Consider the following 24,660-nt stretch of genomic DNA (forward strand, 5'->3'; position numbering starts at 1 on the left):
ATACTTGGATTCCAGTAGTCAAGTTACTCGGGTAAATATATTCTTGACTTATGATCCTTATGCTCCTAAAATCTTTATTTTTAGCTCTATTCATAATGTCAGTAACAGTACTTAGTGTACTTCAAATAATATTAGTTGTTGTATTGGTAATTTTAGTGCTCCTGCAGCCACCTGGAAGTAGTTCATTAAGTGGCTTTAGTAATTCACAACAGGGAATGAATTCAATAATTCCGATAAAGTCTTCTGAAAATCCACTCAGTAGAATAACTTCTATAGTTGCTGGGCTGTTCATTATAAATACACTGTTACTATCAGGATTATGTTCAAAAGATGTACATAAAAAATCAATTGCAGAGAAGATTATATCAGAAAAGAAGCAAGAAGGCCAATCAACTTCTGTTCCATTTGAAAATTAATGAAAGAAACCAAGTTTATCTTTGTTACAGGTGGAGTTGTTTCATCACTTGGTAAGGGTTTAGTTGCTTCAAGTGTGGGAGCACTTCTTCAAGCTCATGGATTCAATGTTCGCATCAGAAAGCTTGACCCATATCTCAACATTGATCCTGGAACAATGAGCCCAGCTCAGCACGGGGAAGTATTTGTTACTGAGGATGGTGCTGAAACTGATTTAGACCTTGGACATTACGAGCGTTTTACTAAAATTAAAGCAACCAAGGACGACAATATAACAACTGGTAAAGTATATAATAAATTATTAAAGAAGGAAAGGTGTGGTGATTATCTAGGCAAAACTGTGCAAATCATTCCTCATGTGACAGATTTAATCAAATCTTTCATTTTTAATGGTACAGAAGATTTAGATTTTGTAATATGCGAAATAGGCGGAACCGTAGGTGATATTGAAAGCCAACCGTTTTTGGAAGCTATACGCCAAGTTAATTATAAACTAGGAAAGCAAAAAGTTATCCTTATTCACTTAACTTTAATACCATATCTCACTGCAGCACAAGAATTAAAGACAAAACCGACACAGCATTCAGTTCGAGAGTTAAATTCTGCGGGGTTACAACCAGATATTATATTATGTCGCAGTGAAAAAGAAATTTCCGATAATCAAAAAGAAAAGATAGCCAATCTTTGCAATGTTTCTTTATCTAATGTAATACCTGCTCCTGATGTAAACCATATATACGAGTTACCGTCCTTGTATAATCAATGTGGGCTCGGGACACAAATTTTGGATCACTTTCACTTAAGTAAGCCAAAACCAAGCTTACCTGAATGGGACCAAATAGTACACTCTATGAAACATCCAACACAAGAAGTTATCGTTTCCATAGTAGGAAAATATACTGAATTTCCTGACGCATATAAATCACTGATTGAAGCATTAAACCATGGTGCAATTAGTAATAAAGCTAGAGTGAAGATAAATTGGGTCAACTCAAGAGAAGAGAATGGAAAATCTATAGATGCAAAGTTTATCAGAGAAAAATTACAAAGCTCTAATTCAGTCCTTGTTCCAGGAGGATTTGGTGATAATGGAATAGAAGGTAAAATATTAGCAATAAACTATGCCCGTGTAAATAACATTCCTTTTTTAGGAATATGTCTTGGTATGCAGCTTGCAGTGATTGAATTTGCTCGTAACGTTATTAAGCTTGAAGATGTACACTCTGAAGAATTTTATACTTGCAAACACCCAATCATCAAGCTCGCTGATGGTAAGAACGTTGATCTTGGTGGAACCATGAGACTTGGAACATACAAGTGTAATGTAAGTCCAAATTCAAAAATGGCAAATGTGTATAGTAGTGTCACTATTTCAGAAAGACACAGACACAGATATATAGTTAATTTAGATTATAAAAATAACTTAGAAGAGAATGGAATGATATGCAGTGGTATATCAGAAGATAAAACATGCATAGAGGCAGTGGAGCTAAAAAATCACTCATGGTTTATTGGTGTGCAATTTCATCCAGAATTTCAATCAAGACCATTTTCTCCTCATCCTCTCTTTACATCATTTATTAAGGCAACTATTGACAATAGAGTTTAATAGAACTTAATAAACTCTATTCTAATAGAGAGGTAAAAATGTTACTAAGAAATAGTAAAGATAGCATTACATATGGATCTGCGACCTTACTATTACCCACAAATATAAATGGACATAAAAATAAAGTATTACAACATTAAAGTTTGCAAACATTGAGGGTAAAAAATGGCAAACAGGAATAATGAATGGGCTGAAAATGAATTTGGAGATGCTGTACTTGGAGATAAAAGGTTAACTGACCGATTAGTAAATATTGCTGATAGTTTTACAAGTTTACCTGAAAGCTCAATCAATCAGGCGTGTGGAAGTTGGTCAGAAGCAAAAGCAGCATATCGTTTTTTTCAAAATGAGAACGTGAAAGAAGGCGATATTCTAGCTTCACACGTTGCTAAAACAGTTGAAAGAACAAAAGCCCATAAAAAAATTTTTGTGATCCAAGATACAAGTTATATTTCATACACAGACCATGAAAAAACAAGTGGATTGGGAGTTATTACAAGAAAACATAGTCAAGGTATTATAATGCATACAGCTCTAGCTGTTAGTATAGAAGGTTTGGTACTAGGGATACTAGATCAAAAAATTTATTCAAGACCTGAAGAATCTGAAAACATAAAAAAAAAGAACAATGACAGTATCCGCATTGAAGATAAAGAGAGTATAAAATGGTTAGAAACTTTAAGCAACACAAACAACATTATTGATTCAACTCAAACTGAGACTATAACCATATGCGATAGAGAAGCAGATATATATGAGTTTTTTGAGCTTGCATATAATCTTAATTCGGCAGTGTTAGTTAGAGCTTCCAAAGATAGGGCAGTAAATAGAAAATCTCGATATCCTGAAAAAGGTGAGCAGAAGTTATGGGAATTTATTAAATCCTCTCATTGTGCAGGTACGGTAAAAGTTGAAGTTCCTGCAAAAGATAATAAGCCAAAAAGAACAGCACATTTGGAAGTTAGATTCGGAAAGTTTATTATGCATCCATCTAAGAATAGTATTAGGCATAAGACAGAAGAATTACTTAAATTACCACACTATGCAGTTTACGTTGTTGAAAAAGACTTTCCTTCTGAAACAAATCCGCTAGAGTGGATGCTTTTAACAAATCTTCCAGTCAATACCTTTGATGAAGCTGTTGAAAAAGTTAGGTGGTATTGTCTTAGATGGAAAATAGAAATATTACATAAAATTTTAAAATCTGGTCTCAAAGTTGAAGAATGTAGGCTTGGAACAGCAGAAAGGTTGATGCGATATTTAACAGTAATGAGTATTATTGCTTGGAGAATTTTCTTTATTACAACAATTGCAAGAACTGATCCAACATTACCGTGTACTACCTTATTAGCCGAAGAAGAATGGAAAGTTCTATATGTAAAAATACATAGAAAACCATGTTCAAATGCAACTCCTACTATAAAAGAAGCTGTTTCATGGATTGCTCAACTTGGAGGACATTTGGCTAGAAAAAATGATCTAGAACCAGGCCCCATTACTATTTGGAAAGGATGGAGACGTCTCTTTGATCTAGCAGAAGGATGGCGACTTGCTCACGAACTTTATATTTGTGGGTAATAGTAAGATCTGCGACCTTCGAGGAATTGAATAGGCATGTAGAACAAATAATATATAAATTAGAGGAGGATCAAATTATAGAGGATATAATGGAAGAAGTAGTTGTAGCTATAAACGAACTAAAATCGGTAGAAGAAATAAAAAAATATTTAAAGCGAGAAATAGATAGCCTTGTAAAAAGGACAATAGTCCTTAGTGAATTCTATAACCTAGAAAAAATAGAAAAGCCAAGAAAAGAAAATTATATTTACCCAAGCACCTAATGTTTAAGTACCAATACATGGCACTTGCCATAGAGCAAGCAAAACTTGCTCAGAAAGATGGCGAAGTGCCAATAGGTGCTGTAATAGTTAATGGAAACAATATCATCTCCTCTGCACACAATATATCTAATGATCCAACTGCACATGCAGAAATGTTAACAATTAGACAAGCATTTTCAACTTCCACGCTTTATGAAGCTGAAATGTACGTAACGTTAGAGCCGTGCCCGATGTGCGCTCAAGCTATCTCTTTTGCAAAAATTAAACGTCTGTACTTCGGGGCTTACAATCCCAAAGGTGGAGGAGTTGAAAACGGCACTAGAATATTTCAATTCTGTAACCACATACCTGAAGTTTATGGTGGAATATTAGAAACAAAATGTTCTCTTTTGTTAAAAGATTTCTTTGAGAAATTGAGAACTTAGTTTAAGATGTGTGAGATTGTTTCAATATTTTTTGAGTAAAATCTGTATTATAACTCTTTCGTATATTTGACCAATCTGCTCATGCAACGTACATAAGGGATGTTATTACGATAACTCCGTTGCAGAAAAGTTTACTCAAAAGGGAGCTTCTTATTGATACTTCTCAACGTTCTGTTCAGCAAACTAGAACTTCCATATTTGAATACGTAGAAATTAGATTTCTTGCACTACTGGAATTTAAAGAGTTTCAGCGCGTAACGCTGGAATCTAGATTTTCTTGCTAAATCCCAGACTGGCTGGTTATGCAAAAAATCTATTTTTTATCATAAATAACTTAAATATTATATTATAAACTCTGCTAAATTTATTCTCACAACAAAAACTTCTTCTCTACTTTTTTTTGAGTAAGGTCACCAACTCTATTTTTCTACAAAAGTGTTCTCTGAACTAAAAAATCCAGAGAACATTCTCTCTTATATCAACTCATTATCAATGGGAAAAGAACTAACCTCATTATCATAAGAGTAAGGAGTTGTTCTTTGCACATTATCAAAGACAGCTTTTAATAGTACTTCCTTATCACTATCCCATGCAACTTTCTCCATAATTGCATTATAATCTTTACACTTTTGATCATTTCCACAGTCCCTGATTTTACCATTAAGCTTTAGATAAGGCTTTAATGAATTATATTGTACTTGAGTATTATTGCCCTCTTTATCTATCATTTGTCCTGAGGTATTAACAAGTATCAATGGTGCAACTTGTTTTGCTTTCACAATACTTGCTCCACTGGGGTCTTTGATGAGATCAGGACATGATTCTCTAGAAAAAAAATTCTTGTTTAATTCTTTATTAGTATAATCATTGCCAGATTGGCAGAAACTCTTAACCTTCTCGTCCTGACAAGCTAACTCTTGTGGACTATCAATACATTTAAGACATTTCGTATTACTAAAGTTGGCTGCTGAACTAATATTATCAGTAAAGGCAAATTTAAAATTTACTGCACCATAAACACCCTCTGATCCCTTTTCTATATATGGCACAATTTTAGAATTACTATACATCTCAGGATAGAGTTCTTTTAATAAATCAGATGTATTAAAACCTTGACAACCTATCTTATTATTCGATTTATACAAAGTAGCCTTAGGCCCACAAATTCCTGGTAGGCTAAGATCTGGTGTTATTTCTCGAGATGTAATTTCTCCACTTTCATTCCCTCCTTCATTGGTAACATGTTTGCCTCTATCATTTTCATCCTCTCCCCTAATACTAGGTTTATCTTTATCAGTGCGATCGTCCTCATTGGTAACATGTTTGCCTCTATCATTTTCATTCCCTACCTTAATACTAGGTTTATCTGTACCGATTCTTTTCTCATTTTTACATTCTTCAGCTGCTTTTTTATACCACTCAGTCTCTGCTTTTGCCATGTTAATTTTACACTTTAAAAGTTCTTCTTTTACTCCTTCAATCTTACTCTGCATCACTTCTTCTTTCTCCTGTTCAATTTTGTACCTCAAAATTTCCTCTTTTGCTAGTTTAGCTTCTAATTTTGCTTGTTCAGCTTCTGCTTTAATATCATCACATTTTTCCTGATTAATTGCCTGTCCACCGTTTTCTTTCATCTTCTCAGCATTTTTTTTACACTGTATTAACTCATTTTTTGTTGCCTCAGCTTCATTCTTAGTTGTTCTACCTTCTCTCTTTCTTCTTGAAACTGTAATTTTAACTTATCAACTTCTGCTTTTGCTTCATTCTTAGTTTGTTCTACCTTCCCTTTCTCTTCTTGAACCTGTAATTTTAACTCATCAACTTCTGCTTTTGCTGCCTCAGCTTCATTCTTAGTTTGTTCTACCTTCCCTTTCTCTTCTTGAATCTGTAATTTTAACTCATCAACTTCTGCTTTTGCTTCATTCTTAGTTTGTTCTACCTTCTCTCTTTCTTCTTGAACCTGTAATTTTAACTTATCAACTTCTGCTTTTGCTTCATTCTTAGTTTGTTCTACCTTCTCTCTTTCTTCTTGAACCTGTAATTTTAACTTATCAACTTTTGCCTCAGCTTCATTCTTAGTTTGTTCTACCTTCTCTCTTTCTTCTTGAACCTGTGACTTTAATTCACTAGCTTCTGCTTCTAATTTTGTAATTTCTCTTTGTGATTCCACAGCATCTTTTTTACACTGTATTAACTTATCTTTTGCCTTCTTAGTTTCATCTCTACAGTCACGAAGTAAATCTTCTTCTGATTTATCATCCTCTTTTTCCGCAACCTGATCTCCTAGATTTTCGACTTGCTCACCCTCTTCACCATAAAAAAGTTTGTTGGCATATAAATTACTATTATTAACTTGATCGCTATAGATATTGTTTGACATTGTGACCTCCTATATAGTCAAAACTGGAATTAAATTAGAGTATAAAAGCTAGGAATTCAACATGGGTAAAAGAAACCACAGCTCAGGAAATCTAAGGTTAATTCAGAAATTATTATAAGCCAAAATGATTAAAAATTTTATAACTTATATTGTAGATCTAGCATGATAACCAACAATTATTCAATTTCCACCTTACTCACCAGCTTGACACAGTCCATCTTTATTCATTAGAGAGCCGTGATTCCTCTACTCTCCAATGATTAATCACTTGTCAGTTTTGAGTGTAGTAGTTGATAGCCTGTACGTAAATACGTTGCTTTTGTCCTTTAGAAATTTTTAGTCTACTATCTTTATCCAGAAAAAAATTGTAAAATTTCTATAGTTATGGTATAATTGTAAATACCGCTTGCAAATAAGCTGAGTATAAAAATGCCGTTCGGACAAATCATTACATATAGCACGATATTACTTACTATAATTGCAGTATTTCTCTTTTTGAGAAAAATATACAAAAATCATATTAGAAAAATTATATTTCCTCTAAAAGTTCTCAAAGAAGAGTGGGAAGAAAATAGAAGATTTAATGAATTGTATCAAAAAAATAAGCAAAAAGAGTTGATGAAACAACAGGAAATGCTAAGGGAGAAACAAAAGAATATGCAAGTTTACAAAGAAGATCTAGAAATAGTTGATATAGCAAAACCGTTAGGTAAATGGACAAAGATGGTTATGATGGGTAATAGTTTAATGAAACATTTTGCACAATTGATACACAGAGAAGGTGATAAGAAAGGATTTTGGGAGCTATTTATAAAAGCTCAGTCTTCAACTAAGGGTAAATATAAAGGAAAAGGCAGATAATCCATGCTTGAATGTAAAAATCTATCCTGTGCTCGTAATAACAAAGTATTATTTAAAAACCTCAATTTTAAAGCTGAGCCAAAATCAAAAATCTTAATCACTGGTCCAAATGGTAGCGGCAAAACCAGCTTAATCAGAAGTTTATCTGGACTCTTACCGCCAGTATCAGGCAATATAAGATACTACGGAAAAGACATATATGATGATCCAAAATCCTTTATATCTTCCATGGTTTACGTAGGACATAAAAACGCCTGTAAAGATAGCTTAACAATTGGTGAAAACATAGAATTCTGGGCAAGAATAAGGAACACTAGAGAATCAGTTATGGCAGCTGCTTATTGTTTAGAGTTGCAACCTGTATTTAACATTAGATATGGTGAACTTTCTGCAGGCTGGAAAAGAAGAGTTGCGCTTGCCCGCCTTTTAATTTCTAATGCAAATATCTGGCTGATAGATGAACCTTTCTGTAATCTTGATAGCACAACATGTGAATTAGTATTGAACCTAATCTCAATACGCTCTGAGCAGAACGGTACAGTAATTATTACAGGACATAGCTCTACAGAACAATTGTGTGACTTCAAGACAATCGACATACGTGATTTTAACAGACCTCTTGTATAATTTTTGGCCTTATTGTACTTACATCAATAATTTATTATCACATTTAATATTACGCATTAAAATTAACTCATCTCTTTCAAAGGCTCTATATTAAAAATCGAAAGTCCAGAAGCAATGACGTGTGCTAAGGCTTGGACGAGAAACATTCTTGCAGCGGTGAGATTTAAGTTATTCTCCAGTATAAACCTCATATTTAAATCACTTTTGCCATATCCCCATAAAACGTGAAACGCTTCTGCAACTTCAAGTAAGTAGAAAGTAATTCTATGTGGCTCACAAAGCCTTGCAGATATTTCTACCACATCTGGCCACTTTGCTAAGGTTTTTATGAGGAATAGCTCCCCATCTGTCTTTAAAAGTGAAGGGTCTGCTGTTGGGAGCTCTTTTGGAGCATTACGCATTAACGAATGAGCACGGGCGTGCGCATATTGCACATAAAAAATAGGGTTGTCTTTTGATTGTTCTTTAACTTTAGCAAAATCAAAGTCCAAGACCATATCATTCTTGCGTGTCAGCATTATAAAACGAGTGATATCCCTGCCAACTTCCTCCACTACATCTCTTGCTGTTAGGAAGTTTCCTGATCTTTTGGACATCTTAACAGGTTTTTCATTCTCGAAAAAATTCACAATATTATGCAGTTTTACCTCTATTTTTGCTTGATCATCACTGAGCGCAGAGACGACTGCTTTTAGCCTTTTGACATAACCACCGTGGTCACTACCAAGCTCTACGATCATATTGTTAAAACCACGCGATATCTTATCAAAATGGTAAGCGATATCTGAGGCAAAATAAGTCCAACTGCCGTCCTCTTTCTTCAATGCGCGGTCAACATCATCGCCAAATTTTGTAGAGCGAAATAACATTTCTTTTCTGGAAGTCCAATTTTCACTTTCTTTGCCTTTTGGTTTCTCCAGGTACCCTTCATACACTAGACCCTTGTCAGATAATATCTTTATACTCTCTTCGATTTTGCCACGTAGCTCATACTCTGAAGTAAAGACATCATGATTTACTCCAAGCAAGCTCATGTCCTCCTTTATGAGTTCTAAAATAGAACTTAAAGTATATTCTCTAATTATCTGGTTATCTTCCTCTGCTCTAAGCTCCTTGCCATATTTTTTAGCTAATCCCTCTCCTATTGGCTTTAAATATTCACCTGGGTATAAACCCTTTTCAATGCTAATTTTTTCTCCCAGAGCTTCCTTATACCGCAAATATACTGACCGAATTAGCGTATCTATCTGTGCTCCAGCATCATTGATATAGTACTCCTTAGTAACATTATAGCCAACTTTCTTTAGTAAATTTGCCAGAACATCACCAAACACTGCTCCTCTTGCATGACCAATATGCAGAGGGCCTGTTGGATTTGCCGATACAAATTCAACATTGACAGCTTGATTATTTCCAATATTTAGAGTGCCAAACTCTGTTTTTAGCTCATTTATTTGTTTCAAAATCCCATGCCACACTTCTATTTTTAAGTGCATATTGATAAAACCGGGGCTTGCTATTTCCACTTCTGCAACTTCATCAAAAGGTTTAAATTCTCTTGCTAAGATCCCTGCAATCTCAATTGGATTCTTTTTTTCATGCTTTGCAAGCACCATAGCAACATTTGTGTAAATATCACCATGTGCTCTATTGCTTGGAGGTTCCACAATAAAATTTTCTGCACTTGTATTTATGACACCCCTTTGTTTCAACTCATTTAATTTGCTGGAAATTAGAGAGGAAATCTGCTTGAAAATGTTCATTAACTAAAAAGCTATAAAATCTGTAGCAGTATAGTTGATAAATGGAAGGAGTTGAAGGGTTATCTTAACTATTTTACCTTCATTTTCTCTTTTGCTTTAACAGGCTGATGTAACACTTGATAGATTAAACTTAGACAGCAACTTTTCGTATATCATAGCATTATACTCTGAAACCATAAACTTAGATCAACATTAATTCAGAATAACCAAAGTCAAAAAACTCCGGATACCATATAATTCCAGGTAGTTCTATTTCCCAATCCCAAGTTGTATTCAGCATTACTGTGTTGCCATCGTCGCAAGTATTAAACCATGCTACGTCATGATTACTACAACATGAATCATAACAATCGTTGAAACACAAATTATAATAATACTTGCAGCATGGGTGTAGTTTACACTCATCTACGGTAGGTTTTACCTTATTTCCTTCATCTACGGTAGGTTTTACCTCATCTTTTTTATCTACTTCATCTGCGGTAGGTTTTACCTCATCTTTTTTATCTACTTCATCTGCGGTAGGTTTTACCTCATCTTTTTTATCTACTTCATCTGCGGTAGGTTTTACCTTATTTCCTTCATCTACGGTAGGTTTTACCTCATCTTTTTTATCTACTTCATCTGCGGTAGGTTTTACCTCATCTTTTTTATCTACTTCATCTGCGGTAGGTTTTACCTCATCTTTTTTATCTACTTCATCTGCGGTAGGTTTTACCTCATCTTTTTTATCTACTTCATCTGCGGTAAGTTTTTCCCTATCTTCTTCATATTGAACAGCATTCGTTAGATTATCAGTAACACTAGTATATGTTTTATTATCATACTGGTTATTAAGATTATACTTTAACATAGAAATCTCCGATACAATTAGAGTTATATATAAAATTATTAATAGAACAAGGTAAAAAATTACACGCCGAATTAGTTATTAATAAAGCTCTAAATCTATAGATATAAGGGCATAATACATACCCCATATCTATAGTATAAATTGTTATGTTATTACCATATCACATCAGTGCTATACCTATCGTCGCATTATGCTTTCAGCACATAGTATCACTACACGTCCTTCACACCTTTTACACCCTCACTAAGTTTTATCGCCTTCAAAATAAATCGTTGTGCTCTGGAGCTAATTTTGCAACTGTATCAGTTCCTATCCCAGTTCTTGTTCCCCAACCACAACATGGTACATTTAACACTACTGTGTTACCAGAATCGTGAGCATGATACCATGATGCTGTTGTACCATGACCATAACCGTGATTATTACCGTAGCATGGGTCATAACCATGTTTACAATGTGAGTTATAATCATAGTGGTATGGAGTACAATGATGCTTGAAAAACGGGTCTTGACTGTGACATAAACGAGTAGTATGACAATGCTCATCTTTATCAGGAATGCATATTGATTTACAGCCTGGAAAAGAAGTTTTGGTATTATGAGAACAAACGTTTTTTGGAGATGAAGTGTGATAGTGAGTCATAAATATCCTTTAAAAAATAACTATTAGACTATTATAGGATAAAATAGTTAATAAATTTATAATCTTAATACTAAGATTGATATATTTAAAATTTCCTTTCCAGCCGTTATACAAGTAATAGATATTAGAGCTTAGAAATTTTACTATGAGCAGAATAATGATAAGATTCCAAGAAGGAGCTGTCAGTAGTCAAACTAGTTGTGTTAATTTTTGTAGAACTGCTATAGCCACTGCAAATGACAAGCAAGCACCTGCTTATTATATTTTTAAGCAAAATGTGAAGCACATGGGAGACCATGTGCTCTTAGATGGCAGCACGTGCGTTTATGAATTGTTTAAAAACAATCTTCTAATAAAAAAAACCAAATCCATCACAAGGATTATGACATGTGTCATAATAGTTATGATGCGAGTTAAAATAATTATGGCAGGAATTAGTAGCACAAGGTACAAATGGAGGTGTACAAGCTTGTGCACAGTTCGATACTGGTACTGGTAAAGCTGCTGGTAAATTATAAGCCGTAAATGGCAATTTTGGTAAATTACTGTAATTATAAACCATAATAATCCTTTGAAAAATACTATGATATTATTGTACTTTAAAATAATTAAAGATTTAATAACTTAATTGCTAAATCTAGTATAGAGACTAATGTTACGATTTAAATTTTCCTTCAGTTTTTACTATATCTTCACCAATTTTGCATACAGCCCATCTTTACTCATTAGAGAGTCATGAGTTCCTACTTCCTCTACTCTTCCATGATTGATCACTATAATCTTGTCAGTTTTGAGTGCGGTTGATAGTCTGTGTGTGATTATAATTGTTGTTCTGTTTTGCATTAATTTGCTCAGTGCTTTTTGCACGAGGTTCTCACTTTTATAATCAAGGGCAGAGGTTGCTTCATCCAGTATTAAAACCTGAGGATTTTTCAGTATTGCTCTTGCTATTATAATACGTTGCTTTTGTCCTTCGGAAAGCTTTAGTCCTCTTTTTCCTACAAATGTATCAAATTTATCCGGCAGCTTATCAATAAATTCCATTGCATACGCACTGATAGCTGCTTGCTTCACCTCTTCATATTCAGCATCTGGTTTACCATATAGTATATTTTCCATTATTGAGCAAGAAAATATCATGTGATCTTGTGGTACTAAGCCAAACAGCGATCTTAGATCATTTAGCGCAATTGTCTTAATATTCTGTCCATCGATAGTAATACTGCCTTCACTTGGATCGTGAAAACGGAGCAAAAGCTTTAAAATGGTGCTCTTGCCACTGCCAGATGGTCCAACAATTGATACTGATTGGCCTGCCTCTATAGAAAATGATACGTTATTTAATGCTGGCTTATCAGCATAAAAAAATGTTACATCGTTAAACGAAATTCCTTTTTGAACACTATTGATCCTTATAGGATTATCATTATCTAATATAGAGCTTTGCATGTTCATAAATTCAAATAAACGCTCTACAATTCCAAGACCTCGTTGCAAATCACTGATGTTATCGCTTAGATTGTTTACAGCCCCTGCAGCAAGTGCTGAATAAAACACAAATGAGGAGAGTTCTCCAATGGTCATATTATTACTTAAGACTTCTTTTATTCCCAAAAAAAGCAAAACAACTAGCGAACCTATCACACACGTGATAACTAGAGTTACTAAAATAGCACGCAAGAGTACTAATTTTACGTATGATTTTGATACTGAGTTTAGATGTTTCTGAAAATGGATTTTTTCATTTTCTTCGAGTACAAACGATTTGATAGTTACTATAGATCTAAAATTTTCCTCACTAAATGATGCAAGCTCACTTAATTTATCCTGAGCAAAGCGTGCATAATTGCGTACTTTTTTCCCAAGTGAAGTCATGACAATGAGCAGTATAGGTATTATTGCAGCTGCATATGCGGTTAGATGTAGATTTGTATACAACAGCATTGCAACACTACCAGTTAGTACCACAAAATTCCTCAATATTGTCAATAAGCTGCTGTTTATTATCGATTGCAATGCAGAGGTATCAGTAATTAATGCTGAGATAACATCTTGCACACCTGTATTCTCAAAGAAACTTGGTTGTAAATCAGTAATACTGCTATATAAGTCATATCTGATTCTTGCGATAACTTTTTCGCTTCCAATGCCAATGAAATATAACCGAATAAATGCAGTGAGAGAGATGCCTAAAACTATCAGTATTGCAACTAATAGATTAGTAGTAAAATTATGCTCTGCGCCAGAATCAATTATGTTGCTTAAGCCCCTACCAAAAAGAAGAATCGTTAAAGCTGAAAATAGAACTGCAATAAACGCTACGGTAAAATAATGTAAACTAGGTTTTATATAGTAAAATAACTGCTTAATGTTAGATTGCATTTTATTTTAAAGTTAAGTATTTAGCTTCAGGAAAAAGTTACAGCATTAGTCTACAGTGTACTTCCTTAGAACAATACGTTCAAGAAACTTTAGCTTCTGAAGGAAAAACGCTGCGAAATTACAGAAAGTTAGCAAAAAAACTACTGAATAGACCAGAGTTTATTTTGTTCCAATATGTAATGCTACTATTCCATAACTCATATTGTGGAACTCAACATTCTTAAAGCCTACCTCTTCAATTTCCATTTTAAAGTTAGTCTGAGTTGGAAATTCTCTTATGCTTTTTACTAGATATTCATAAGAACCCTTATCTTTAGCAACTATGCTGCCAATTTTAGGAATTACTTTAAATGAGTATAAGTCATAAAATTTGGTGAATATCTCATTTTGATAATGCATAGGGGCAAATTCCAAGCAGACAAATTGTCCATTTTGCTTCAATACCCTATATGCTTCACTTAAAGCCCTCTTACGGTCGGAAAAGTTTCGAATACCAAAAGCTGCTGTATAATAATCAAATTCGGAATCTTCAAATGGTAAACTCTCTGCATTTGCACATACCCAATTGAAATTTAGCTGATTTGAATTTATAGCTTTATCACACCCTTTGTCCAGCATGTTTTGATTTATATCACATACTGTAACTTGAGCACTTGGCTCCCCTCTTGCTATTCTTATAGCTATATCTCCGGTTCCTCCAGCAATATCCAAAACCTTGGAGTGCTTTTTAAAATGCACACTATTTACCATCTTATCCTTCCATAGCCTGTGCATTCCAAAACTCATTATATCATTCATGATGTCGTAGCAATTTGCTACAGAATCGAAAACCTCTTTAACTAGTTGTGATTTATCCATATTTTATATAGAGATTGCTTACATAATTATTTTAAACTTTAGCAGTTAAATTAATATACTAATGAGAAAAATATACTACAATTAAACATATTTAATCCAGTAAATCATTAGTGTCGACAGCTTTTTCACAAAATATCATCTCTCTTATTATGATATTATCTGTAGCAGTTGTTGATATGGCAACAGACTTATACTCAGTTGCATTGCCAAGTATTGCCAACTATTTTAAGGTGAAAGGTAATATAGCGCAGCTTACGATCAGTTTAAATTTATTAGGAATTGCAATATCTGGATTAATTTATGGCCCATTGTCAGACTATTATGGTAGGCGCCTAATAATGCTTATTGGTATGACAATTTTTACTTTGGCAAGTATTGTATGTTGCATAGCTGATAATATTATACTTTTAATATTAATCCGTTTTATACAAGGAGCTGGAGCTGGTGTTGCAGGCGTTGTCGGATATGCAGCAATCAGGGATATGTACTCAGGTAGTGAATACTCAAGAGTAATCTCAAAGTTAAATATGGTAGTAGCGCTTTCACCTGGAATAGCTCCAGTGGTAGGCAGTTATATAATTTCACATGGTTATAGTTGGAAATTTTTGTTTTTTATCATATCACTTGCTGCAATTATTATGCTCATTTTTATTTACTCGAAACTACAAGAAACGGTGACCGTAAATAAAAGTAAAGCCAGCATTAATATCTTCAAGCAGTATATATTAATATTTAAGAATTATCGTTTTCTTGGGTTTTCAGCCATTCATGGATTAACTTTCATGTGGCTTTGGGCATACATTGCTAACTATCCGTTCATATTTGAATCAATGGGTATTGAAGTACAATATTTTGGCTATCTCATATCAATCATAGTCATATTTTACGTAATCGGCACTTTAATTAACAGAAGGTACGTACCAAAAATAGGAGTGAGCAAGATGCTAATCATAGGTTTGGTATTACCAATAATATCTGATGGTTTATTGGTATATTTTTATTTCATGAACAAATTGAACGTACTTATTCTTCAAGTTCTTTGGATTCCAAGCAATATAGGACTTGCACTCGTAATCAGCAATAACGTAACTTCTGCTTTAGAAACGGTCAAAAGTATAGGGCTTGGTAGTGCAGTTCTCTCATTTTGCAATATGATGTTTGGGGCTGTTGGAATATACATAGTAGGAAAATTCTTTTCTTATGGCATTTTACCAAATTTACTATTAACAGTTGTATGTTCTATAATTGCAATTCTTATATATAGTTTACTTAAATATACTGAAAAACACGAAGGATAATCATTATTTCTACAACCCAGATTTCATGAATTATTAATTACCTTACTATAGTAATGCAATTTTATAGAGAAGTGTTAAATGAATTATTCAATCAGAAATATAGATGCTGCTTTACTTGATGCTGCTAAAAGAGGTGATCTTAATGAAGCAAAGCGCCTAATAATTGAAGAAGCTGATGTTAATGCATATGATGGATCTCAAGGTAATTCTCTATATTGGGCTGTTAAAAATAATCATTCTTATATAGCAAAAGTTCTATTAGATAATGGAGCAGATTTTATTGCTTATGACTCTTCTCGAGAACGCCACGTGTTAAATAAATACGAAGAAGTAAAAGCTGAGCATTGTAAGGTTTCTCTACATCTGGCTGCCAGACTTGGCGACTTGAAAGCAGTAGAAGACCTATTAAAGAAAGAAGCAAATGTTAATACAAAAAATGATAAAGGACAGACTCCTTTAGATTTAGCTAAGACAGAAGAAATAAAAAATCTATTACAAAGCATAAAAGATGCCAATGACAAATTGCTTGAAGCTGCTAAAAGCGGTAATATTGATGATGTAGAAAATCTGTTAAATAGAGAAGAAAAAGTACAGGTTAACGCAGAAAATGAATTTGAAGAGACCCCTCTACACTTATCTGCTCAAAATGGACATAAAGACGTAGTGGAATTTCTACTCAGCAAAGGAGCAAAAATTGATGCAAAAAATGAATTTGAAGAGACTCCTCTACATTTGGCTGCTCAAAATGGACATAAAGGTGTAGTAGAATTTCTATTCAGTAAAGGAGCAAAGGTTGATGCACAAAGTGATGATCTAAGCACCCCTTTACATTTTGCTGCTAAATATGGACATAAAGACGTAGTAGAATTTCTACTCAGCAAAGGAGCAAAGGTTGATGCACAAAGTGATGATCTAAGTACCCCTTTACATTTTGCTGCTAAAAGTAGATATAAAGATACAGAAAAGATAGTAAAATTTCTACTTGATAAAGGAGCAGACGTTAATGCACAAAATAATGCAGGAGAAACCCCTTTACATTTAATTCTTCAAAAAATAGACCTAGATATAGATACAGATAAATTCTATACTCTACTGAACAAAAAAGGCATCAATGTTAATCTAACAGATAAAAATAAAGAGACTCCTTTGCATTTTTTTTTAAAAAAGAAAGCGATGGAGATACCTGAATTGGACGATCTACTGAAAGTAGAAAGTATCAATGTTAATTTACAAAATATAGATGGAAAGACTCCTTTACACCTGGTAATTGAAAAAAACAACTGGAATACATTGCCTAATGTATCGTGGAGCCGTGAAAAGATGGTCGATATTCTAATAGGAATGAAGGCAAATGTTAATGCAGTAGATAAGGATGAGAGGACTCCTTTACATTGGGCTGCAGGATATGGTAGAAAAGAGATAGTAAAAGCTCTAATAAACGCAGAAGTAAATGTTAACGCAGTAGATAAGGATGAGAGGACTCCTTTACATTGGGCTGCAAACTATGATAGAAAAGAGATAGTAGAAGCTCTAATAAACGCAGAAGCAAATGTTAATGCACAAGATAAATATGGAAAGACTCCTTTAGATTTAGCTAGCACAGAAGAAATAAAAACTCTATTACTAAAACCCCCCAAAAAAATTGATGACAGTATAGCATCAAAAGATAATGAAGTAGGTCAAGAGGAAGATGCTGAGCAAGAAGGTAATGCCCAACTAAGTTTACAAGAACAAGAGGAAGAATCACAGGAGATCAGTGCAGAAGAAGAAAGTGATGTAAAAATTGAAGCTGCTGATAATGGACATCTTCCTTATGCAGAACCTACACAAAATAGAGTATCGACAAATGAAGAGCAACCGAGCTCTTTTTTCGATAATTTGCTTAATATAATTATGAAGCCCTTTTCTTTAATTGCATCATTTTTTGGTGGCTTTTTTTCATGGTTGTTTGGATCTGATGAACCATCAACTGAATATGATCAAATAATTGCACCAAGTAACTCAGGAGGAGAGGAGCTAACAAACTATCAAGAGGGTGACAATAATATTATATAATAGATTTCTTGCATAACTGGCATTCAAAGGAAAATCAGTTGATGTCATGAAAGTAGCTGACACTGGCACCCAGTTAAATTTACGGAGTATAATGGATTCCAGTGTCAAGCACTGGAATGACAAGAAAGGGAGCACTGACTTGAACATTCCCCTGAACAGATACCTTGATACATTAAAGTTTCTAGGTTTGAGTAGTGAAATCCGATTCAGTGTGAAAATTAGCAAACTCCTTTTTAAGCTGTAGAATAAAATTTTTTATTTTAATGAAAAAATTGCTTCCGCATACTCAAGATGCCATTATAATGATGGTAGAGATATTTAGAGAGCTCAAAATTTATCTTGGTCTGCAGACCTTTTAACCAATTTTTCAATAAAAATTCAGCTACATCTGTTGTGTGTACATTCTGAATCTTTTTTATACAGGAGGATTTTATGTCCAGAATTCCAGATATTTGACCTTTACTTTAGCTAACAACAGGCGCCTGTAGTTTTTAGAATTAGTGTTAACACGGTTTTTCTACTTTTTTTTTCTTAATGTTTTAACTCAATACACACCATCATCATTTACTGCTTCTAAATATATCATTGCTAAACACACGCCGCTGTGTATTTCTATAGATAACTCATTGCCTAGACTTCGATTAAAGCAAGAATTCTTTCCTGGAAAAGCAAGGTTACTATGGCATAGTTCCCATTTTAATCCTTTAGTTGATATTTGAGCTTTCGGTATACCAAGTAAGGATATTTTAGTATTTTTTAGCAAAGAGGAAAAATAGCTAATACCTTTTTGTAAGGCGTACCCCACCATGGGAGGCGAAGGCATATAAAAGATACTATCTGTACTTAAAAAAAAGTTAATATTTTGTAGTATATGATCAATTGCTCCTCCAATAATACCCGTTACTATTGATGGCAATAACTTTACTGTTTTTAAGTGAGCCATTGCTTTAGAAAAGTCGCAATAATCTTGATCAGGTAGATATACTGTATTTAAGTTAGCACGTAAATTCGGATTTATACTATCCAAATCTCCTATTACAAGATCAGGTTTTACGCCAATTGATAGAAGCTTGTTTGCTCCTCCATCTACAGCAATAACAGGTATATCTTGTTTAAAAAACGATGAATCAGGTATTTCTCCATTTAGCACTACAATAGAGCGATATTCTTGCTCCACGCTACAATGTAGCATATGGTTATAAAACGCTCCGTGCAGTTTTTGCATCGTAGTAACATTTTTGAACAATTGATATTATACTGATCACTAATCCAGCAATATTACTGAGTATCACAAAAGCTAAACCCTGACAAATACCGTAAATAAGCCAAGATGATGAACAAATAAGATAACTCACCAACATTAGCATCGATACGTCACGAGTAAGTTTTGTGATATATGCTTTATATACTTGAGGCAATAACCCAATGAGAGATGTAACGAACGCGATGAAGCCAAAGCATTCTTCAATATTTACATACATACATTTTCCTACGTTTGTTTTAACAAGAGTCAGGTTCAAAGGGTTGTACTTTATGTACTCTCAGCTTTTTTAGAGCACCCCTAATGCGTGTAATTTATAACATCATTTAGTCTATTAATCAAGAAATTAACAGTGACTTGCATTCATGAAACCCAATCGGCTTCTATGCTAATTATTATCCAAACTAATAGTCGGCTGTGCATCCTGCTCAGAGATCAGAGCAACTAGCAAATTGTTTATCAATTGAACCTTTTGTTTTCCATCCAATTGTAAGCTTTTATTTTTTTCAAAATGGGCTATTACTTCTTCGATAATTCCTATTGCATTTTGCACTATATGCTTTCTTGCAGAGGTGATGGCATGTGCTTGTTGACGCCTCAGCATTGCTTGTGCAATCTCAGATGAATAGGCCAAATGCGATATTCTTGCTTCTGCAATTTCAATTCCAGCAATATTCAATCTTTGTTGTAGCATTGACCGCAATTCATTTGAAATTTTGTCAGAGTTTTTACGCAAAGATTCTTCATCGTTTTCGCTATCATACGGATAATTACTTGCCAGTTCTCTAATTACCGAGTCACTTTGCACAAAAACAAAATCATGATAATTATTAACATTATAATATGCCTTCGCAGGACTGCTCACTCTCCAAACAATTACTACTGAAATCTCTATCGGACTTCCATTAGCATCATTAACTTTAATTTTTTCTGTATTGATATTCTGAAATTTCAAAGAAACTCTATATTTACTCGAAAACGGAAGCGTTACGCATATTCCAGACTTAAAATAAGTTCCAATATAATGACCAAAAAACTCTATCACTCTTGCTTCATTAGGATCATTAACGAAAAATCCTTGAGAAAAAGTCAATATTGAAACAGCAGCAACTCCAAGTGCAATTGTGCTGTCATACACAAAAAGTACCAATAAAATTAACCCTAGCGCTATTAGTACAGGAAAAGCCCGAATTTTACTTAGATTTCTATCATTTATTGTATTTTTATCTGTACTGTCTTCATCAGATTGCTTTTTCACTTGCACCCTCTCTGCTGATTATTTCATCTACCTTACTTACAAATAATTTAAACTCTCTTAATTCACGATCAGGCAACTTTATCTCATTGCCATGAGCTATCGTAAGCGGATCAATATGTTTACCATTATATATAACTTCATAATGTAAATGAGGTCCTGTTGCAACACCAGTGCTGCCGACATAAGCAATGATCTGCCCCTGCTTTACTTTAGAGCCTAACTTTATATCGCTACTAAATTTGCTTATATGTGCGTAACAAGTTGAATATTCATTTTTGTGTTTTATTTTGATGTAATTTCCATAGCCACCATTCTTTCCTATATATTCTACCACACCCTCTGCAGCAGCATATATGGGACTGCCAAGCTTAGCTGCATAATCTACTCCTTTGTGAAAAGCAATTTTACCATGAATGGGATGCTTTCTATTACCAAAATTCGAGGATATACGAAAATCTCCGTTTAAAGGACTTACAAAAATTTCGCTACTCTTCAAGCTTACCCCCTCTTTATTAAAATACCTTTCTTTGCCGTCTTGCGATTTATAATGATATAAGCTAATGGCTTTATTGTTTGTTGTCAGCGAAGTATATAAAATTTTTTCTTCAGCTTTCTGATTACCGAGCGATTTCTCAAAAAGAACCTCCAACTTACCTTTTGGCACAATGTCTTTTTTAAAATCTATACCAAAATCTTTATATACGTTGATTAATTTCATCACCGTATTTGGCGCCAAACCTCCTGCATCAAAAAAAGAGGATTTTATGTCACTGGATATGAATGATAGCTTTCTATCACTTTCTGTAGCTTCTTTTTTTCTGATCCCGTCTTGGAATAACACTGGAGAGTGGGTTAGTGTCATTCCAGTGCTTGACCAGTTTTTTAATCGAAAATGTTGTATAGCGTGCTGTTTACAATCAATTTCCAGTGTCTGGGCACTGGAATGACAATAGTCTTTCTGCGCAAATGTTTCAGTTGAATATGCTGGTAAAATACAAAGCAGTGGAAGTATTACCAGCCTCATAGTTTATCAGCAAAAATAAAATTACCTTCAACATACTGCACATCATCATTATCTTCTAGCTCTTCAACTAATGTAGATAATTTATCAATTAATTCTTTGTCGCTAACTTTAATCAGGTCCTTTGGTTGCCATGAAAGACGAGCAAGTTCTGGTTCTCCAAATTTTGTATAGAAAGCGTCACGTACTTTACCAAAGTCTTTTACTTCACAAGTTATAACATATAATTCTTCTTTGTTATTTTCCTCAACATTCAATACTTCTAATTCAATTCCATAGTTAAATAAATCTTCAAAATTTATACCCTCTACTTTATAGACAATTAAGCCTACATGATCGAAAAGGTAACTCACACATCCTGTTTCTCCCAAATTACCGCCTTTGCGAGAAAAGATATAACGTATCTCAGAAGCAGTTCGGTTGCGATTATTTGTCAGAGCATGGACAATAAGTGCAGCACCAGAAGGTCCGCAGCCTTCATATTGTATTTCTTCATAACTTTCTCCAGCAACGTTACCAGCTGCATTTTTTATTGCTGTTTCTATTTTATCTTTTGGTAGATTTTCCTTTCGCGCAGCAAAGATAGCAGAGCGAAGACGTGGATTAAGCTCGGGATCAGGCAGCCCTTGTTTTGCAGCAACTGTTATTTCCCTAATGAGCTTCGTAAATTTTTGCGAGCGCTTTGCATCCTGAGCACCTTTTCGATGTTTTATATTTGAAAACTGTGAATGACCAGCCATAAGAAAACTAATTCACCCCTTCTGCTAACATATTTTCATACTGCTCAGCTTCTAAGTCAAGGCCAAGAGCTAAGTGAGCTGTTATTAAATAACTAATAACTCTAGAAGAATATTTAGAATCTTTATTGCTTATCATATCTTGAAAACGCTTAATTGCTGCTAAATATTCACCACGCTTTAGGTAAAATTCACCAATAGAATACTCTTTTTTTGATATATGTTCTGTGATTAATTTTTCTTTTTCTTTGATCTCTTCTATATATTCGCTATTCGGAAAAAGATTAATATATTCAGTAGCTAGCTCTAAAGTTTTATATGCAATTTGTTGCCCAAGCTGCACTTTATTAATTTGCATGTAATAAGATAATACTCTTAAGTAATATACATATGGCAAATCTTCACCATTTGGATAAACGTATATATAATCATCTATATCACTTGCAGCACTGCTGTAGTTACCCATATTATAGTAAGAAACTCCAGATAATAATTTTGCTTTCATTGCCCAATAAGATAAAGGATACAAATCCTCTATCTTTTGAAATGCTCTAATAGCTTGCTTATATTTTTTCTGATCATAAAGCTTAACTGCCTCCTCATATAGTTCAGTTTCAGTGTGTTCAAGATCATTCGCATATAACTGCGTGAAGGGGCAAGTCAGAAGAAAAAAGCATATGATTAAAGTCTTATACATAAGATTTTTTTTGATCAAAATAAAGTATAGACTAAATATTACCTAAATAAACAAATTTTTGGCATTATCATCGAACGAAAAGCGTCTCTTGGCCACCATTACCTATATTGCTCGCACCACCACCTATTGCAACACCCTTTCCACTCACTTCTACGTTCTCTAGCTTTCTACTATAAGAATGTGTGATCAATCCACTTCCTACCATCAAAAGAGCAATACCTACCAGACCTAAAGCAGGCCCAACAGCAGATGATGCTAATGCTACTCCAGAAATCAATATTATTTTCCTGATTAGTAATAAAGAAGAACCAGCGAGCATTAACTTAGCTGAAGACATATTGCTTGTCTTTTTTTCAAACTTCTCATCAAAGTCTTGCTCTTTTTCTACTTCATATTTTTTACTTTTCTTGTACTCGCGATAGCAGAAAGTAGCACTCGCTACAAAGTAAAATAGACTAGAAATTGAAAAAGCTACGTCTCCTATTATTCCTTGCTCCAATGCTTCACCTACTATGCTAGCCACAATAACTAATGTAACTAAAGCAGCATCAGCATAGTTAAAGTAATCATCAACGGTACAAGGAAGGTCTCTCTTTTCTTTTTCTACTGTTTTCCCACTTTCAATATTCTCCAATTCTCGTTCTTTTTGTGCTATTTTTCTATTATTATAAATTAAATATAGCGTGCAAATAAGGGATAAGACTGTGAAAGGTAATATAGTATGGCCTAATGAGCTGCTTATAAGGCCAAGTAATACCTGATCGCTACATGTTTTTTCGAGCTCAATTGCCATCAATAATGCAAATGGAACCATTGTTACCAATGATACACATTTCCTATGTAGCTCTCTTTTTTTTAGTGTTAATAGTTCTTGTTCGAGCTTTTTGCTTTTTTCTTCCTCTCTTTCTTTTCTGACTTCTTCATCAACTGTTGGCCAAAAATCCCAGAAAAAATCTTCCATTTTAGCACCTTTTTTACCTTTGGATCTTTTTAAAAAAAACTTAGTGCCTGTAATACTAGTCATATGAACAGACCAACTTATGAACTAATACATTATATAGGATTTTAATTACTAAGTCAATGTTATGAAATTATTAACTTTCTTTGTATACTCTTAAGCAATTTAGTCAATCTGTTTGATGCCAGCTAGAACGTAATTATAGCCTGACCACATAGTCATAACAGCCGCAGCCCATAAGCAAACCACACCTATATATTTAGTTGCTTCATAATCACTCATTATTAACGCTACTATAGCAACCATCTGCAAAAATGTTTTAATTTTCCCAGCCTTACTCACAGGTAAACTAACGTTTGTAGCTATCAAGAACTCCCGCAAGCCTGAAACTAATATCTCCCTACAAACAATTATAACTGACGGTATAATTGTAATATCATCTATCTTATGCTTATAAACTAGCATGATTATTGTTGAAGCTACTACTAACTTGTCGGCAATTGGATCAAATAATTTGCCAAAATTCGATTGGACTTTCCATGCACGCGCTAAATAACCATCAAAAAAATCTGTAATGCACGCAAACATAAAGATCAATATTGTTATTAGACTTGCATACTTACTCTCTATATAAAAGCTTGATATTATTGCCGGTATTGCGAGCGCACGAGAAATTGTTAGCAAATTAGGCACGTTTTTCTTAAGCATGTCACATCACCCTA

Annotated in this window: 24 protein-coding genes, 1 pseudogene and 1 riboswitch; of the genes and pseudogenes, 10 read left to right on the forward strand and 15 right to left on the reverse strand. The window is 33.9% G+C overall.

Features of this window, described 5'->3' with window-relative positions:
* The first annotated feature begins 95 nt into the window (after positions 1 to 95).
* The 6 genes and pseudogenes from secG to MJ631_RS08230 form a co-directional block, all read left to right on the forward strand.
* On the forward strand, positions 96 to 416 hold the full coding sequence (secG, locus tag MJ631_RS03855) for a preprotein translocase subunit SecG (protein WP_214303352.1): 321 nt from the start codon (positions 96 to 98) through the stop codon (positions 414 to 416).
* Positions 416 to 2,023: a CTP synthase gene (locus tag MJ631_RS03860; RefSeq protein WP_214303353.1), complete on the forward strand. Its 1,608-nt coding sequence runs from the start codon at positions 416 to 418 to the stop codon at positions 2,021 to 2,023. Before secG ends, MJ631_RS03860 begins: the two co-directional genes overlap by 1 nt.
* Before the next feature lie 165 nt (positions 2,024 to 2,188).
* Positions 2,189 to 3,601 (forward strand): IS4-like element ISWosp2 family transposase, encoded by a 1,413-nt coding sequence (locus MJ631_RS03865; RefSeq protein WP_214303148.1) that lies wholly within the window; start codon positions 2,189 to 2,191, stop codon positions 3,599 to 3,601.
* Complete coding sequence (locus MJ631_RS03870; RefSeq protein ID WP_262986178.1) at positions 3,592 to 3,864, forward strand: hypothetical protein; 273 nt, start codon at positions 3,592 to 3,594, stop codon at positions 3,862 to 3,864. The genes MJ631_RS03865 and MJ631_RS03870 overlap by 10 nt, the downstream gene beginning before the upstream one ends.
* Positions 3,865 to 3,881: 17 nt before the next feature.
* Positions 3,882 to 4,289 carry a nucleoside deaminase gene (locus MJ631_RS03875; RefSeq protein WP_007302590.1) on the forward strand — a complete coding sequence of 136 codons (408 nt, stop codon included), beginning with the start codon at positions 3,882 to 3,884 and terminating at the stop codon, positions 4,287 to 4,289.
* A gap of 73 nt (positions 4,290 to 4,362) precedes the next feature.
* Positions 4,363 to 4,504: pseudogene (locus MJ631_RS08230) on the forward strand (IS3 family transposase); the annotation flags it as partial.
* Between the two features lie 258 nt (positions 4,505 to 4,762).
* On the opposite strand, the gene MJ631_RS08235 reads toward MJ631_RS08230, so the two are convergent.
* Both MJ631_RS08235 and MJ631_RS08240 read right to left on the reverse strand, forming a co-directional pair.
* Complete coding sequence (locus tag MJ631_RS08235; protein ID WP_262986179.1) at positions 4,763 to 5,923, reverse strand: hypothetical protein; 1,161 nt, start codon at positions 5,921 to 5,923, stop codon at positions 4,763 to 4,765.
* Between the two features lie 26 nt (positions 5,924 to 5,949).
* Positions 5,950 to 6,669 (reverse strand): hypothetical protein, encoded by a 720-nt coding sequence (locus MJ631_RS08240; protein ID WP_262986180.1) that lies wholly within the window; start codon positions 6,667 to 6,669, stop codon positions 5,950 to 5,952.
* A 429-nt stretch (positions 6,670 to 7,098) separates the two neighbouring features.
* Here MJ631_RS08240 and MJ631_RS03890 point away from each other — a divergent pair, with 429 nt between their 5' ends.
* Together MJ631_RS03890 and ccmA are read left to right on the forward strand one after the other, a co-directional pair.
* A complete protein-coding gene (locus tag MJ631_RS03890) occupies positions 7,099 to 7,530 on the forward strand; it encodes a hypothetical protein (protein ID WP_064085636.1) in 432 nt (143 codons plus the stop codon).
* Between the two features lie 3 nt (positions 7,531 to 7,533).
* Entirely contained in the window at positions 7,534 to 8,157 is a 624-nt protein-coding gene (gene ccmA / locus MJ631_RS03895) for a heme ABC exporter ATP-binding protein CcmA (RefSeq protein ID WP_007302587.1), read from the forward strand.
* Positions 8,158 to 8,219: 62 nt separating this feature from the next.
* Here ccmA and argS read toward each other — a convergent pair whose 3' ends face one another.
* From argS to ubiE, 5 genes are all read right to left on the reverse strand, one after another.
* A complete protein-coding gene (gene argS, locus MJ631_RS03900; RefSeq protein ID WP_096097177.1) occupies positions 8,220 to 9,920 on the reverse strand; it encodes an arginine--tRNA ligase in 1,701 nt (566 codons plus the stop codon).
* A 181-nt stretch (positions 9,921 to 10,101) separates the two neighbouring features.
* Positions 10,102 to 10,770: a hypothetical protein gene (locus tag MJ631_RS03905; RefSeq protein ID WP_262986181.1), complete on the reverse strand. Its 669-nt coding sequence runs from the start codon at positions 10,768 to 10,770 to the stop codon at positions 10,102 to 10,104.
* Between the two features lie 259 nt (positions 10,771 to 11,029).
* Complete coding sequence (locus MJ631_RS03910; protein WP_262986182.1) at positions 11,030 to 11,413, reverse strand: hypothetical protein; 384 nt, start codon at positions 11,411 to 11,413, stop codon at positions 11,030 to 11,032.
* A gap of 684 nt (positions 11,414 to 12,097) precedes the next feature.
* The gene (locus MJ631_RS03915; RefSeq protein WP_214303345.1) at positions 12,098 to 13,795 is read right to left on the reverse strand and encodes an ABC transporter ATP-binding protein; all 1,698 of its coding nucleotides are present in this window, start codon (positions 13,793 to 13,795) and stop codon (positions 12,098 to 12,100) included.
* Between the two features lie 159 nt (positions 13,796 to 13,954).
* Positions 13,955 to 14,653 carry a bifunctional demethylmenaquinone methyltransferase/2-methoxy-6-polyprenyl-1,4-benzoquinol methylase UbiE gene (ubiE, locus tag MJ631_RS03920; RefSeq protein WP_214303344.1) on the reverse strand — a complete coding sequence of 233 codons (699 nt, stop codon included), beginning with the start codon at positions 14,651 to 14,653 and terminating at the stop codon, positions 13,955 to 13,957.
* Positions 14,654 to 14,802: 149 nt separating this feature from the next.
* On the opposite strand from ubiE, the gene MJ631_RS03925 reads away from it, so the two are divergent.
* Both MJ631_RS03925 and MJ631_RS03930 read left to right on the forward strand, forming a co-directional pair.
* On the forward strand, positions 14,803 to 15,951 hold the full coding sequence (locus tag MJ631_RS03925; protein WP_214303343.1) for a Bcr/CflA family efflux MFS transporter: 1,149 nt from the start codon (positions 14,803 to 14,805) through the stop codon (positions 15,949 to 15,951).
* A gap of 78 nt (positions 15,952 to 16,029) precedes the next feature.
* Entirely contained in the window at positions 16,030 to 18,006 is a 1,977-nt protein-coding gene (locus MJ631_RS03930) for an ankyrin repeat domain-containing protein (protein ID WP_007302582.1), read from the forward strand.
* A gap of 544 nt (positions 18,007 to 18,550) precedes the next feature.
* Here MJ631_RS03930 and MJ631_RS03935 read toward each other — a convergent pair.
* From MJ631_RS03935 to pgsA, 8 genes are all read right to left on the reverse strand, one after another.
* On the reverse strand, positions 18,551 to 19,231 hold the full coding sequence (locus tag MJ631_RS03935; RefSeq protein WP_052265049.1) for a thiamine diphosphokinase: 681 nt from the start codon (positions 19,229 to 19,231) through the stop codon (positions 18,551 to 18,553).
* Entirely contained in the window at positions 19,203 to 19,487 is a 285-nt protein-coding gene (locus tag MJ631_RS03940) for a SemiSWEET family sugar transporter (RefSeq protein WP_052265050.1), read from the reverse strand. The genes MJ631_RS03935 and MJ631_RS03940 overlap by 29 nt, the downstream gene beginning before the upstream one ends.
* A riboswitch (TPP riboswitch) is annotated at positions 19,476 to 19,579 on the reverse strand. Its footprint overlaps the gene before it by 12 nt.
* 76 nt (positions 19,580 to 19,655) lie before the next feature.
* Entirely contained in the window at positions 19,656 to 20,525 is an 870-nt protein-coding gene (locus MJ631_RS03945) for an SPFH domain-containing protein (protein ID WP_019236939.1), read from the reverse strand.
* Complete coding sequence (locus tag MJ631_RS03950) at positions 20,509 to 21,549, reverse strand: M23 family metallopeptidase (RefSeq protein WP_214303494.1); 1,041 nt, start codon at positions 21,547 to 21,549, stop codon at positions 20,509 to 20,511. Before MJ631_RS03950 ends, MJ631_RS03945 begins: the two co-directional genes overlap by 17 nt.
* Positions 21,546 to 22,286 carry a YebC/PmpR family DNA-binding transcriptional regulator gene (locus MJ631_RS03955; RefSeq protein ID WP_214303493.1) on the reverse strand — a complete coding sequence of 247 codons (741 nt, stop codon included), beginning with the start codon at positions 22,284 to 22,286 and terminating at the stop codon, positions 21,546 to 21,548. Before MJ631_RS03955 ends, MJ631_RS03950 begins: the two co-directional genes overlap by 4 nt.
* A 7-nt stretch (positions 22,287 to 22,293) precedes the next feature.
* A complete protein-coding gene (gene bamD, locus MJ631_RS03960) occupies positions 22,294 to 22,980 on the reverse strand; it encodes an outer membrane protein assembly factor BamD (RefSeq protein ID WP_214303492.1) in 687 nt (228 codons plus the stop codon).
* Between the two features lie 67 nt (positions 22,981 to 23,047).
* Positions 23,048 to 24,004, reverse strand: coding sequence for a hypothetical protein (locus MJ631_RS03965; RefSeq protein ID WP_007302576.1), 957 nt, complete (start codon positions 24,002 to 24,004; stop codon positions 23,048 to 23,050).
* Between the two features lie 99 nt (positions 24,005 to 24,103).
* On the reverse strand, positions 24,104 to 24,646 hold the full coding sequence (gene pgsA, locus MJ631_RS03970; protein ID WP_006012406.1) for a CDP-diacylglycerol--glycerol-3-phosphate 3-phosphatidyltransferase: 543 nt from the start codon (positions 24,644 to 24,646) through the stop codon (positions 24,104 to 24,106).
* Positions 24,647 to 24,660 lie beyond the last annotated feature (14 nt).

The organism is Wolbachia endosymbiont of Oryzaephilus surinamensis, assembly GCF_025617515.1.
Taxonomy (GTDB): Bacteria; Pseudomonadota; Alphaproteobacteria; order Rickettsiales; family Anaplasmataceae; genus Wolbachia.

What these genes read in the sequence shown, in the direction of transcription:
- secG (WP_214303352.1), top strand. Translation starts at nt 96, where the DNA reads ATGTCAGTAACAGTACTTAGTGTACTTCAAATAATATTAGTTGTTGTA.
- MJ631_RS03860 (WP_214303353.1), top strand. Translation starts at nt 416, where the DNA reads ATGAAAGAAACCAAGTTTATCTTTGTTACAGGTGGAGTTGTTTCATCA.
- MJ631_RS03865 (WP_214303148.1), top strand. Translation starts at nt 2,189, where the DNA reads ATGGCAAACAGGAATAATGAATGGGCTGAAAATGAATTTGGAGATGCT.
- MJ631_RS03875 (WP_007302590.1), top strand. Translation starts at nt 3,882, where the DNA reads ATGGCACTTGCCATAGAGCAAGCAAAACTTGCTCAGAAAGATGGCGAA.
- MJ631_RS08235 (WP_262986179.1), bottom strand. Translation starts at nt 5,923, where the DNA reads ATGAAAGAAAACGGTGGACAGGCAATTAATCAGGAAAAATGTGATGAT.
- MJ631_RS08240 (WP_262986180.1), bottom strand. Translation starts at nt 6,669, where the DNA reads ATGTCAAACAATATCTATAGCGATCAAGTTAATAATAGTAATTTATAT.
- MJ631_RS03890 (WP_064085636.1), top strand. Translation starts at nt 7,099, where the DNA reads ATGCCGTTCGGACAAATCATTACATATAGCACGATATTACTTACTATA.
- ccmA (WP_007302587.1), top strand. Translation starts at nt 7,534, where the DNA reads ATGCTTGAATGTAAAAATCTATCCTGTGCTCGTAATAACAAAGTATTA.
- argS (WP_096097177.1), bottom strand. Translation starts at nt 9,920, where the DNA reads ATGAACATTTTCAAGCAGATTTCCTCTCTAATTTCCAGCAAATTAAAT.
- MJ631_RS03905 (WP_262986181.1), bottom strand. Translation starts at nt 10,770, where the DNA reads ATGTTAAAGTATAATCTTAATAACCAGTATGATAATAAAACATATACT.
- MJ631_RS03910 (WP_262986182.1), bottom strand. Translation starts at nt 11,413, where the DNA reads ATGACTCACTATCACACTTCATCTCCAAAAAACGTTTGTTCTCATAAT.
- MJ631_RS03915 (WP_214303345.1), bottom strand. Translation starts at nt 13,795, where the DNA reads ATGCAATCTAACATTAAGCAGTTATTTTACTATATAAAACCTAGTTTA.
- ubiE (WP_214303344.1), bottom strand. Translation starts at nt 14,653, where the DNA reads ATGGATAAATCACAACTAGTTAAAGAGGTTTTCGATTCTGTAGCAAAT.
- MJ631_RS03925 (WP_214303343.1), top strand. Translation starts at nt 14,803, where the DNA reads ATGATATTATCTGTAGCAGTTGTTGATATGGCAACAGACTTATACTCA.
- MJ631_RS03930 (WP_007302582.1), top strand. Translation starts at nt 16,030, where the DNA reads ATGAATTATTCAATCAGAAATATAGATGCTGCTTTACTTGATGCTGCT.
- MJ631_RS03935 (WP_052265049.1), bottom strand. Translation starts at nt 19,231, where the DNA reads ATGCAAAAACTGCACGGAGCGTTTTATAACCATATGCTACATTGTAGC.
- MJ631_RS03940 (WP_052265050.1), bottom strand. Translation starts at nt 19,487, where the DNA reads ATGTATGTAAATATTGAAGAATGCTTTGGCTTCATCGCGTTCGTTACA.
- MJ631_RS03950 (WP_214303494.1), bottom strand. Translation starts at nt 21,549, where the DNA reads ATGAGGCTGGTAATACTTCCACTGCTTTGTATTTTACCAGCATATTCA.
- MJ631_RS03955 (WP_214303493.1), bottom strand. Translation starts at nt 22,286, where the DNA reads ATGGCTGGTCATTCACAGTTTTCAAATATAAAACATCGAAAAGGTGCT.
- bamD (WP_214303492.1), bottom strand. Translation starts at nt 22,980, where the DNA reads ATGTATAAGACTTTAATCATATGCTTTTTTCTTCTGACTTGCCCCTTC.
- MJ631_RS03965 (WP_007302576.1), bottom strand. Translation starts at nt 24,004, where the DNA reads ATGACTAGTATTACAGGCACTAAGTTTTTTTTAAAAAGATCCAAAGGT.
- pgsA (WP_006012406.1), bottom strand. Translation starts at nt 24,646, where the DNA reads ATGCTTAAGAAAAACGTGCCTAATTTGCTAACAATTTCTCGTGCGCTC.